14 protein-coding genes are annotated in these 11,784 nt (G+C 47.2%); 6 read left to right on the top strand and 8 right to left on the bottom strand.

Annotated elements, in window-relative coordinates; translation table 11 throughout:
- The first annotated feature begins 93 nt into the window (after positions 1-93).
- From LX24_RS09420 to LX24_RS09405, 4 genes are read left to right on the top strand one after another with little or no spacing between them, the layout of a single operon-like run.
- Positions 94-975, top strand: a complete 882-nt coding sequence (locus tag LX24_RS09420; RefSeq protein WP_166511902.1) for an AAA family ATPase — start codon at positions 94-96, stop codon at positions 973-975.
- 4 nt (positions 976-979) lie between these two features.
- A complete protein-coding gene (locus LX24_RS09415) occupies positions 980-2,176 on the top strand; it encodes a vWA domain-containing protein (protein ID WP_166511901.1) in 1,197 nt (398 codons plus the stop codon).
- A gap of 39 nt (positions 2,177-2,215) precedes the next feature.
- The gene (locus LX24_RS09410; RefSeq protein WP_166511900.1) at positions 2,216-2,668 is read left to right on the top strand and encodes a C-GCAxxG-C-C family protein; all 453 of its coding nucleotides are present in this window, start codon (positions 2,216-2,218) and stop codon (positions 2,666-2,668) included.
- 10 nt (positions 2,669-2,678) lie between these two features.
- A complete protein-coding gene (locus tag LX24_RS09405; RefSeq protein WP_207706580.1) occupies positions 2,679-3,032 on the top strand; it encodes a YraN family protein in 354 nt (117 codons plus the stop codon).
- Between the two features lie 282 nt (positions 3,033-3,314).
- Here LX24_RS09405 and LX24_RS09400 read toward each other — a convergent pair whose 3' ends face one another.
- From LX24_RS09400 to LX24_RS09385, 4 genes are all read right to left on the bottom strand, one after another.
- On the bottom strand, positions 3,315-4,097 hold the full coding sequence (locus LX24_RS09400; protein ID WP_166511898.1) for an acyl-CoA dehydratase activase: 783 nt from the start codon (positions 4,095-4,097) through the stop codon (positions 3,315-3,317).
- Between the two features lie 96 nt (positions 4,098-4,193).
- Positions 4,194-5,423 (bottom strand): 2-hydroxyacyl-CoA dehydratase subunit D, encoded by a 1,230-nt coding sequence (locus tag LX24_RS09395; protein ID WP_166511897.1) that lies wholly within the window; start codon positions 5,421-5,423, stop codon positions 4,194-4,196.
- Positions 5,424-5,466: 43 nt separating this feature from the next.
- The gene (locus LX24_RS09390) at positions 5,467-6,588 is read right to left on the bottom strand and encodes a 2-hydroxyacyl-CoA dehydratase subunit D (RefSeq protein WP_166511896.1); all 1,122 of its coding nucleotides are present in this window, start codon (positions 6,586-6,588) and stop codon (positions 5,467-5,469) included.
- A 192-nt stretch (positions 6,589-6,780) separates the two neighbouring features.
- Positions 6,781-7,188, bottom strand: coding sequence for a hypothetical protein (locus LX24_RS09385; protein WP_166511895.1), 408 nt, complete (start codon positions 7,186-7,188; stop codon positions 6,781-6,783).
- Between the two features lie 298 nt (positions 7,189-7,486).
- On the opposite strand from LX24_RS09385, the gene LX24_RS15150 reads away from it, so the two are divergent.
- Positions 7,487-7,615, top strand: coding sequence for a hypothetical protein (locus tag LX24_RS15150; RefSeq protein WP_279233200.1), 129 nt, complete (start codon positions 7,487-7,489; stop codon positions 7,613-7,615).
- Positions 7,616-7,617: 2 nt separating this feature from the next.
- Here the strand turns inward: LX24_RS15150 and LX24_RS09380 are convergent, their stop codons facing one another.
- The 4 genes from LX24_RS09380 to LX24_RS15145 form a co-directional block, all read right to left on the bottom strand.
- A complete protein-coding gene (locus LX24_RS09380) occupies positions 7,618-9,114 on the bottom strand; it encodes a recombinase family protein (RefSeq protein ID WP_166511894.1) in 1,497 nt (498 codons plus the stop codon).
- Positions 9,115-9,220: 106 nt separating this feature from the next.
- Positions 9,221-9,562 carry a copper amine oxidase N-terminal domain-containing protein gene (locus tag LX24_RS09375; protein ID WP_423244334.1) on the bottom strand — a complete coding sequence of 114 codons (342 nt, stop codon included), beginning with the start codon at positions 9,560-9,562 and terminating at the stop codon, positions 9,221-9,223.
- Positions 9,563-9,836: 274 nt separating this feature from the next.
- Complete coding sequence (locus tag LX24_RS09370) at positions 9,837-10,298, bottom strand: hypothetical protein (RefSeq protein WP_166511892.1); 462 nt, start codon at positions 10,296-10,298, stop codon at positions 9,837-9,839.
- A gap of 167 nt (positions 10,299-10,465) precedes the next feature.
- Positions 10,466-11,458, bottom strand: a complete 993-nt coding sequence (locus LX24_RS15145; protein WP_166511891.1) for a helix-turn-helix domain-containing protein — start codon at positions 11,456-11,458, stop codon at positions 10,466-10,468.
- Between the two features lie 56 nt (positions 11,459-11,514).
- Here LX24_RS15145 and LX24_RS09360 point away from each other — a divergent pair, with 56 nt between their 5' ends.
- Positions 11,515-11,775 carry a helix-turn-helix domain-containing protein gene (locus tag LX24_RS09360; protein WP_166511890.1) on the top strand — a complete coding sequence of 87 codons (261 nt, stop codon included), beginning with the start codon at positions 11,515-11,517 and terminating at the stop codon, positions 11,773-11,775.
- Positions 11,776-11,784: the final 9 nt, after the last annotated feature.

Here is an 11,784-nt window from a genome sequence, read left to right as displayed (position 1 = left end):
GCCTCTCATTTTAAGATGGGAGGCTTTTTTTGTGCTGTAAGCTCATAATTCGTGGTATAATTAGGTCAAATTTAACCTTGACGAGGTGCATGAATGAAGAACAACATGGTGTATCATGGCTCGGCAAAGTACATTGCCTCTGAAGAGTTAATTAGTGCCGTTAATGTGGCGGCAGCCCTTAACCGGCCACTTTTAATCAAAGGCGAACCGGGTACCGGTAAAACCATGCTGGCCCTTAGTATTGCCGACAATTTAAAAATGCCCTTGCTGATCTGGAACATCAAATCCACCACCAAAGCCCAGGATGGCCTGTATATTTATGATACCGTGCAGCGTTTGTACGATAGCCAGTTTGGCGAAGGGGATGTTGGTAATATCAAGCAGTATATCAGGTTGGGTAAACTTGGCGAAGCGTTCATGTCGCCGGAACGGGTTGTATTGCTGATTGATGAAATTGATAAGGCTGATATAGAATTTCCCAATGATTTACTATGGGAATTGGATCAAATGAGCTTTTACATTCCCGAGACCGGCGAAACAATTACGGCCAAACACCGTCCTATCGTAATTATTACCAGCAATGCTGAAAAGGAACTGCCGGATGCATTCCTGCGCAGGTGTATATTCCATTACATTGCCTTTCCGGATGAAGAGATGATGCGCCAAATTATCAATGTGCATTACCCGGACCTGCCCCAAGAGTTGGTGCGGGCTGCTGTAAATGCTTTTTACGGTATCCGAAACCTGCCCGGGTTGCAAAAAAAGCCTAGCACCAGCGAGCTTTTGGATTGGGTACAGGCCCTGGCGGTTGGTGGCATTGACCCGCGTACTATAGAAAAGGAGATACCCCTGCCCGGGGTGCTGCTTAAAAAAGACAACGATATGGCCTTATGGCGGCGCAGGCACGGCGGTGGTGCCGGTAATAACGCCCGGGTAGCGGGAAATAAACATATAACGGGTTACTGGCGGAGTTGATCTAATGTTTACCGGGCTTTTTTATGGTTTACGCCGGGAAGGAGTTAATGTTTCCCTTACCGAATGGTTGACATTGATGGAGGCGTTGCAGTATGGATTAGCCAATAGCAGTTTGATAAGTTTTTACTATTTGGCCCGCTCAGTATTGGTAAAAAGTGAAACCCAGTACGACGCCTTTGACCGTGCCTTTTTAAAGTGTTTCGAAGGTATTGAAACGCCACCGGAAATAACGGCAGAAGTGCTCAAATGGCTGGAAAATGCGCTGCCACCCCTTAAGGTAAACCCGGCGAATAAAAAACCGGAACTGCAGTGGAACCTAGAAGAGTTGAAAAGAAAACTAGCCGAGCGTTTAATGCAGCAGACGGAGCAGCACCACGGGGGTTCTCATTGGATTGGTACTGGAGGTACTTCACCCTTCGGTCATTCCGGTTACCACCCGGCCGGTGTGCGCATTGGGGGAGAATCTGTTAACCGTTCAGCGGTCAAAGTGGCCGCCCAGCGTGCCTACCGTGATTTCCGCTCGGATGAAACATTGAGCACCCGGCAGTTTGAGCTGGCCCTGCGTAAATTACGCCTGCTCAGTACAGCGGTGGATGGAGAGCGGGATGTGCTCGACCTGGATGCCACTGTGGATGCCACCGGACGCAACGCCGGTCGCTTGGAACTGGTGTGGACCAGGGGGCGCAAAAATAAAATTAGGCTGCTTATTTTGATGGATTCCGGTGGTTCCATGAATCCTTACCAAAGGCTTTGCAGCCGGTTGTTTAACGCTGCCAACAAATCCACACATTTTCGTGATCTGCAGTTTTTTTATTTTCATAACTGTGTATATGAGATTATTTTTAAGGATCCCTTTTGCATGAGACGTAATTCCATTAATACTTTTGACTTTTTGCGCCGGTTTGGCTCGGATTACCGGCTTATCATGGTGGGTGATGCCAGCATGGGTGCCGGGGAATTGCTGATGCCTTACGGGGCGTTGGAATGGGGGGCTGATAACGAGGAACCGGGCATGGTGTGGTTGCAAAGACTGGCCGGCCACTTTGAACACAGTGTATGGCTAAATCCTGTACCCGGACAGTACTGGGATACGGTGGAGGGTAGCTATACCATTGGATTGATTCGCAAGGTATTTCCTATGTATGAATTGACCCTGGATGGCTTAAATGCTGCTATTAAAAAGCTCAGGGTAAAAAAATAATATATAGATCCCAAATTAAAAAAAGGAGTGGTTGACAACATGGAAAAAGATCTGGCCATTGAAATGAGAAACAAAGCCGGAGACAATTTTAAGATCGGGCACAACTGCGCAGAAGCAATTTTTCTTGCCTTCCGGGAATTGGTGGCACCGGATGTTGACCCGGGCCTGGTTAAAATGTTTACCGCATTCGGGGGGGGATTGGGACATGCCGGCTGTATGTGCGGTGCACTGACAGCATCGGCGGCCATGGTTAGTTTAATTAAAGGCCGAGTTGGTACCGATATGGGGGACCGGGACGTTTGCTACCGCCTGTCCAAGGAGTTGCATGATCGCTTTGAACAAAAATTCGGGGCTACTTGCTGCCGGGTGTTAAACCCCCACGAAATAGACAGTCGCGAGCATATGGTTAATTGCCTCAAAATAACCGGTAATACCGCCAAGTTGTTGACTGAATATTTAATGGACAAGGATTTGCTGCCCCGGGGAAAGTAGGTTAGAAGCGGTGACTTTGTGGAGACGCAATCTGGGTATCACCGGCGAAAACATGGCCGCTGAATACCTGCAAAGAAAAGGGTTACAAATTGTTGAACGTAATTTTCGGTGCCGCCTGGGGGAAATTGATATCATTGCCCGGCAGGGGAATTGCCTGGTTTTTGTGGAGGTGCGCACCAGAAGCAGCGGAGCGTGCGGTTTACCCCAGGAAAGTATAACTGCCGCCAAAATTAATAAACTGCGGCGGTTGTCCCAGGTATACCTGTTGAAAAGGTCGATATATAACGTGGATGTGCGTTTTGATGTATTGGCTGTACACTGTGCCGGGGAGACTACTATTAATCATATCGAAAATGCGTTTTAAAGGTTATAGTTTTTTAATTCTTGGAATATTTTAAATTTTAAAGCATTTAATTTGAAACATATTCATTCTTTTGTACCAACTGAATCTCATATCTACAAAGCCACCATGTTGATGGTGCCAGGTGTTGAAAGTCTGAAAGAAATTCTTTCATGACGTTTTGTGCCCGGGAAAGGCATGAATATAAGGTTGAAAGTCTACTGACTTTCAACCTTACAACACCTGCCACTAAAGTACCTCCGGGTGCTTTTTTTGTACGGTGCTGCTAACCGGTATATATCGTGCTCAATCACCTATTATGCCCCGAGCGAATAGAGCGGCTCCCAAAGCCGCGGTAATTTCCGGCTCACCCGGCACTTGCAAGGGGCAGCCCAGTTGTTTGGCCAGGGCATTTACAACACCGGAGTTGCGGGCAACTCCACCGGTGAATACCACTTCCGGTTCCAAGCCGGTACGGGAAGTCATGGTAGCCACCCGTGCGGCCACAGCATCACAAACCCCGGCCACGATATCTGCCTTTGGTGCACCGGCGGACACGTGGGAAATTACTTCAGATTCTGCAAAAACCGTGCAGAATGATGAAATATTACAGTGCTTCCGGGCTACTGCGGCCAGTTCGCCCAAGTCCTCCACCCTTAATTCCAGGGCTTGGGCCATGACCTCCAAGAACCGCCCCGTACCAGCCGCGCATTTGTCATTCATGGCAAAGTCAATCACCTTGCCACCGGGCAGCAGTCTGATTACTTTACTGTCCTGGCCGCCTATGTCAATTACTGTCCTGGCGTCACCGAACAGGTGAGCAATGCCCCGGGCCTGGCAGGTGATTTCGGATACTTCACGATCCGCGGGAAAGGTAACCCGGCCATAGCCGGTAGCCACCGTTGCCGCTATTTCATTTTTGTTCATACCCCTTTCACGCAGTAGTTCAGTCACCAGCCGTTCGGCCACAGTGCGACCGCTGTAACCTGAACGCCCGGTGGCCCTGGCTACCATTTCGCTCCCGGTGTTCACCAGCACCACCTTGGTGGTAAGGGAGCCTATATCTACTCCCAAGAAGTATTGTCCCATTTTAATGGACCTCCATTTTTCTAAAAATATAAACATTACGGTTTATAGTTAAAAAAGCTGTGCCTTTAAGGGGTCACAGGTAGCCGGGCAGGGTTATTATAAGCCGCCCACAGTTTCCAGAAAGGCCTGCACCCGGTTGCGGATTGGTTCTTCCGCATAAACCCTTTGGTCGGTCATATCCGCTTCCACCACCAGCCCCGGAACGCCGGTCTGCTGCATTACCCGGCGGCGGATAACCTCCTGCACCAGCGAATAAGGTTTGCAGGATCTATTGGAGTGCATGACAAAACCGTCGGCTTTGTAATCCTGTATCAATTCAATCATTTGCCGGGCCCGAAATTCCGGGGAGCGGTTTAAAAAAATCTCTGTATATGTGGCCGCCATGCTCTCCAGCGGGTCGCCCGGTGATAATTCCATAACCCATCCACCGCTGTAAGTATCGGTAACGAAGCAAGCGCCTTGCTGGGAAAACATTTTAAAAAACCCGAATATTTGGTACCAAATGGCAATATTGTCCCAAACAAGGCGTATTTTTTCTCCCTCCACCGCACCCTGGCCCTGCTGTACCCTTTGTTTAACCTCATCCTTTAATCTACGGTAATAATCAACCGCCTGCCGGGTTCCCCGCAAGGTTACTATGGGGGCCATATGAATGAACAAGTCCGGTGCGTTCAGCGGCGACGGCGTGGCACGGCATAATTGACGTATTTCCTTCCAAAGCCGGATGGTTTCGCTGCTCCGGGCCAGTTGCCGGTTTAATTCATCTCTATTTAAAGGGCGACCGGTTAGACGTTCCAGCGCGGTTACCATTTCCTTTAGCTGTTCAAGCACATATTGCCGGGCATGAGCGGTCAAGTCACCGGGGAGAAAGGGAGTGTCCAGCACCAGCAGCGGCACGTTGAATATTCGGGCCAGTGCTTCGTACCATTTAAGCACGGTGCCGCAAATGTTAGTGCAGCATACCAGCATATCAGGCGGTTTGGGCAGGCCGCCCATGGGGGCCAGGTCGGGACGCAGAATCGAGCCGATATGGGATCTGGCATAGGAGCAGAGGTCCTGGGAATATCCCGCAGCTTCGGCCACCTGGCAGAGATCGGTGGATACCCGTCTCGTACCACATATTGCCCCGTAGTTTTCCGGGTAAACAGGATGTATATTAAATGCCCGCAATAGCTCCACCGGGGCACCGCTGGTTATCCAGGCCAGCGGTCGCTTTAAAGGTTTACCCCAAAGCCTGTGATAGCGGGATAAGGCATAATATTTAGTCATCATTTTTTCCAGGTGCCGCGTACTGGCCAGTGGTAGATAACGACGCTTTGTAGCCATTTTTATCTCTCCTTATGTCTGGCGTTTATGTGGCGCCAAAAAATTACAGACTTTCCAAAAAAGCTTGCAGCCTGGTGCGCTCTTGCCCCCCGGGAACCGCCCCCTCCAATTCCAGTACCAGCGTGTTTATACCTGCTGAACGCAATCCACTGGTCAGGGGCACGCAATCCCAGGCATGGGGTTCACAGTATTTTCTAATCACCAGTACAGCACCGGTGGCTTGCCTATCCCGGGCCAGTTTTATCAAATAGTTTATTCTCTCTTCCAGTCCACGATGGCGGCATGGGCAGGGGGGCATGTTGGCATAACGCTGCACCAGCGCTTTTAGCGGGTCGGTATAGTCCCATTTATTGCCGGCTTCATAGTGACGAAATCCGGTACAGGTGTCATCGGCCACTACCCGTCCGCCCAATTCCTCAACCATTTGAAACAAGCTGTCATTTTCAAAAACAGCCCCGCTGATCATAACCCGCAGGCGTTTCTGGCCACGGCTGGTTTTTTCCCTAACGGCGGGCAATGCGGCTTCCAAAGCCCGGGCATAATCAGTGCGGGGCATTACCTGCCCGGCACGCATTAATGCCGATACCAGTGGCGAAGGCAGGTCATGGCGCATATGGTCAAGTTCAGCCACCAGTTGGCGGATGCTATGGCATAGCTCCATTGCTGGCCTTAATCTCGTATCACTTATCTGGCAGTCCGCCAGGCTGCTCATTTGGGCGAGCAAGGATTTCAATTCGCCCTCATAATACCGGTGGGCTCCCGGGGCGTTCGGGAGTACCGGTGGAACCATTGACAGGATGGTTCCACTTTGGGTGGTCTGGTTCCATACACCTCCCAGGCACTGCATGGTATCGCAGGTATGCGCAAAACCGACCCCGGCCAGGTCCCGGTAACCACCGGATATGGCTGTGGCCAGACTAATCCTGGCCAGTGAGCAGCAGTAAGCCGGCAATTCCGCCGGGGTACCCCGGGTGCTGGTGGGCAGGATGCGCAAGGGCTCAAAGCCCGCAGCCAGAATAAATTCCTCAGGCCAATAGCTGCAAAAATACCCGAAAAAATGCCGCCCGGGGTAACGCTCCCTGCGCTTTGTGCCGTTAAGGGCGGCTTCTTCCAGAAGCAATTCTAAATAATCAATTGGTGTATACGATCGGCTTTTTTTATGCATATAATTGTAACCTCCACCGGGAATGAACTTGAGAACGATTCCGCTTACTTCAGACCGGTTCATTAAATAGTCGTTTTTGTTAATCTTTAAAAAATATTTAGAAAATTATCCGGGTTTTATACTGAACCATTATTCATTTCAGGCCAATAAATTCCCCTTTAAGTTACGCTATTTAATCCAGAGTAAATTATTTTACGCCAGAGCCATCAATTCTGCATACTGGTCAGTGTTAAATTCACGGTCATATTCAATATCCTTAAAAATATCCGGGAAATTTTGTTGCATGTACAACAACATGGGGATCATCAGCTGTTTTAAAGCGGCCGGGGAGGCCGGCATTGTGGTGGTTTCCAGTAATTCGCGCCACTGCGCCAGCGTGTAGCGGTAGACAATTCTGCACTTGGCGGTCCCCCGGGTAATTTCAGTGGGGAAACGGAAAGGAACTTCTCCTTCAAATATTCGTTGAGTTGTTACCTGCACAGGTACATCAATATTTTTTCCATAGATGGCAATAGCGATAATTTCACTATCGGCGGTTGTTTCAGATCGAGCAATATCCGGAGAGGTTTTCTGTACCAGCAGCAATGGATGACTGTTCACTTGCTATCACCTCAATTTAGTGTTTCACTTTTAAATATTAAATAGATTATATAATGTAAGTCTTTTTTCTTCAATTAAGAAAAACAGTTATTGGCAAGAAATCAGGGAAGGCTGGTATAGTCTTCCTTAATTTCTTGCCAATAACTACAATACATTTATTCTTTTTTTTATAATTTTTCCCTGGTATTATTTACTTTAATTTGGCGATTGAATAGTTTGTAAACCAGGCGTTCTTTTATACAATTAGCAGGGTTTGGTAACCTTTTTGCCGAAAAATGTGGGCGGAGGTATTTATACTATGCTAACCATTGTGAAAAGTCTGGCTTTAAACGGGTTGGAAGCTTATATTGTACGGGTCGAAGTAGATGTTTCCAGGGGTTTACCCGGGTTTGAAATTGTCGGTCCGTATTCCAGACACAGTAGTTAACTTTACCCCCCAAAAATGGGGGGTATTATTCTTTCGATGAACAGCACCCCGTTTTTAGATATTTCAACCCTGGGGAGAAACGAAGCTATAGTTATCTTCTTATCCCTGTTCGGTATGTGTTCCCAATCGTCCAGGGTGGCCCTCAGTTTCTGCAGGACCAATTCCGGGCTTTCAACCTTAATAGTAGCCTTTTCCAATTTTCGCTTGATTGTTTTTATCTCCGCTTTTAGTACATCAATTTCTTTAATAGTATCTTCGTAAAACTCAGAGTACAGAGCTGCTGCCAGCTCCCCCTTTTTATAATCCTCTTTGCACTTTAACAGGAAGGCTTCTTTTTGTTTAATCTGATTGTTTTTACTGTCTATCTTATCCTGGAGACCGCCGGTATCAAATTCAAGCCGCTGCTGCCTATCACGGATAAGCTCCTTGATTATCGCCTTGTCGTATGCCATCTTAGACAGCTCCTGCCTTACAGCATCATGTACAAGCTCCGCCCTTACCCGGTGGACGCATTTATTCTCCTTGTTTTTCCTACCGACACAAACATATATTCCGTATTCGTTATACCGCACATACTGGCCATTGGCTAATACCCTGTCTATAGTAGCCCTTTCGCCGTACATCCGGCTGCCGCAATCGTGGCAGTAGAGCTCAACTAGGTAAGGATTATCCAGCCTGGATAGTTTTTTTCGTACCGTCCTATTGGGATTTACCTCCCGGTGTACCTGGTTCCATAGCTCCAAGGGCACAATAGCCGGGGCCTGGCTGTCATAGTATTGCCCACGCCATTTTGATTTACCTATATAGCGCTGGTTCTTAATTATCTTTTGGATAGTTGAACTATAATATTGCGTTCCCCGCTTAGTGATTAGCCCGCGCTGGTTCAGTACATCAGCTATCTCCTGGTAGGACATATTGTCTGCCCGCATCTCAAATATTTCTCTGACTAGCTCCGCTTCCTCCGGTACGACAAAAACCTTCCCCCGGGATTGCTCATAACCAAGGGTAACAATGTAGTTTGCAGCAAATCCTTGCTTTGCCCGCTGGTCCCTCGCCGACCATAATCGTTCTTTAATTAGTTCGTATTCTTCCCGGGAGAGAAACAGTTCAAACCGGATTTGCCGGAGGTCGGCAGGGTTCTGTGGGTTATAGTCTTTGTGGGGGGTAATTACCCATATGTTGTACCTAATGAGGGCCTTGTAGATGCGACCGGCATCCTCCATGTCGCCCCGGCCCAGGCGGGATATTTCGGTTACACAGATGGCTTGGTATTGGCCGGAGGGTATATCCTCTTTTAACACCTTTTGAAACACTGGCCGGGCCTTTATGGTATCGCCGCTTTTCACTTCGGCACGTTCCGCCCACTTAATACCCCGGCCGGTGAGAAACTCAGATAAGCGGGTACGGTGTAATTGTAGTACATCCTCTCCGGTGCGCTGTTCGCGTTCTATATCGTCTCTACTTTTTCGCAAATACATGATGGCTTCGTTGATTGTCACCTTTTTCACTCCTGTTATGGATAATAAAAGTGAAACAGGGGGACCTTTTTATTGTGAGGATGAAAATATACCGGCCAGAGGGCCGGGTATTTCATGTGAAATAATTTTACTTTATATACACTGTTCTGGAATTGTTGTCCCATTGAACCGTTGAACCAAAAGATTCAGAAACAAACCTTGCGGGAACCATTGTCCTACCGTTCTTTATTTTTGCTGGTGTATCAAGCGATACTGGTTTGTTATTGCAGTAACCAGTTTTGCTGCTGATTTTTAAGGATATAACCAGGCCTTGTTTTTGCGCTGTGATGGTTTCCGTCCCAGCGTCCCATTGAACGCTAGCCCCCAAAGCTTCCATAATCGACCGCAGCGGCACTAAAACCCTGCCATCATCTATTGTGGCTTCTTCAGGGAGCCTTTGACTGTTTACATAGACCTGTACCGGTGGCAGGGACGGTGCGGGTGTGTATGTTGAGCTTGTCCTACTGCTACTACTTGAGCTACTACCGCCATTGTGGTAATGATACTCCCCGTATGAGAGGCCCCACCTCTCGCAGTTTGTCCGTCAATAGTGCCCGCCATTTGCATCAGTGCGTCCTGGGTGGGCGATAGCAAACTGACTAATAGATAAAAGAAACAAAAGGGCCACTGTAGTAACAAATAACTTGCAGCGCTTCATCTATTCACCCCATTTTATAAAGAGTTATAAGCTAAAGCTTTAACGATTATTGAGATACCTTTTCAAGTATTATTACTAATTCAAGCTTTTGCAACACATCAAATGCTTGTTCATCATTTATGGCACCGGTTTGTAATAAATTTGCAATGGTTTGGAAGTACTGCCCATTGGTAGTCAAGATACTATTGGGTGAATATTTTATCGTCTCTATGCTGGATTTAAAATCATTATCAGGTAAATTTCCATTATGATGCATAAGTATTAATGTTTTTAGCTGCTTTATACGTGCATCAAGTGTGGGTGTTCCTGCGGGGTAAGGAATATATAAAGGATTATTTGCTCGGTGTGACTGTATTAAATTGATAATGTCGCTTAATTTGGGCACTTCGTCTCCGTAAGGTACCCGCTGTGCTTGAACCTTATCATAACCAGGATCTGCATATGCGGATGAGCAAGCGCCAAAGATAATCAAGAATGTTATTACTAAAACTAGCGTACATTTTTTCACCTTTTCACCCCCTCTCCTATGTGAATTTAAAATGTTTAACAATAGGTTTATTTCATAGCATACGCTGCCGCAATTTCCTGGACCGACACATCATTATAGCCCTATTTTTTTGTTGGTTCTTGTCGAACCGTATATTTATCACAAAACCCGCCACCTTCCGGTGCGGGTTATTTCTCACCTTTAGCAATCCTATTCAGATACTCCAACTGCGGCACCAAAATCTGTTTTACCGCGGAAGGCTCCATGCCATACTTGGCCAACTCTTCAATCACGTCATTCCACTTCTTCAAGTGATAATCGCGTATCGCTATGTACTCCCTGTAATAACTAAGCGGCGTAGAGCCCATCCTAATTAGGCCAATCATTATGCCGGTAATCCGGTGGTTACCACCCAGGGGGATATCCTCATAGCTGGGGTTTGCTGCCCTGAGCACATCCCGGCCATTTTCCTGTATGTAATATTTAAGGGTTCCTCGCGAATACTCTGGGCCTACATCTTCCAATGCAACGACAATATCGCCCGAGTTTGCCCCGTATGCCTCCCGGCAGATGGCGTAATCTCCGTCATGGATACCGGCCCCAATCATGCTGTCGCCTCTAACTTGCAGGGCGAAGTCAGCTTCAATGTCGGAGGGGATCTCCAGTTCACCGTCCCATTCGTCAATGGCCATGATGGGTATGCCGGCTGGGACTTTGCCAAGGATGGGGATGGTGTTTTTCTTGAACATAGAGGGGTTATCCAGGGCGCGAGCAATAGCAAGTCGCTGGTCCGGGGTTAATAACTGACCACCAGCGAGAACCTCAGTGTCTTCATTGGCAAGGGCGTCAATTATATCTACTTGTTTCTTATTAATTAAATGACCTGCGGCTTCCATTAATTTATCAAGATTACCTAATGCCTTGGCTAACTTTTTTATAGTTTTAGGCTTTGGTACAGACCTGCGTTCATTTTCAAGTCTAGATATATGAGCAGCGCTAACCCCTGACTTTATTGCCAGTTGATTAACTGTAAATCCCTTGCTTTCTCTTAACTCCCTAAGTGTTTCTCCAAAATTGTTATCCATGGCAATCACCGCCTGTATCAATTGTAACGCAGTATTGCCAATTGGCAAGATGATATCAAAAAAATGTATTGCCAAATGGTAAATTGATGTTGACAAAAGGTAATACTTCCTGTTATTCTATTACCAAAAGGTAATAAGGTGGTGAAAATGATATGCCAGTAATTAACCTAGATAATGTTGTAGTATTTATGAAAGAACATGATTACAATGAACAAACACTTTCTGAGGCAATGGGTATTAGCTATAGCTACCTATTTAGGGTTCTTCGGGGCGATAGGCAACCTGGAAGAAAATTTATAGAAGGGTTAATAAAGATAGGAATGTCACCTGGGGATATTTTTTTTCGCAAGGCATTACCTTTTGGTAATACCAATAGCACAAATATAGAACCCACCGGCACCGATGGCGAATGAAAGGAGGTG

It is taken from the genome of Desulfallas thermosapovorans DSM 6562, assembly GCF_008124625.1.
GTDB lineage: Bacteria > Bacillota > Desulfotomaculia > Desulfotomaculales > Desulfallaceae > Sporotomaculum > Sporotomaculum thermosapovorans.
The sequence above is the reverse complement of the archived record's forward strand: the minus strand, read 5'-3'. Positions and strand labels throughout refer to the sequence as shown.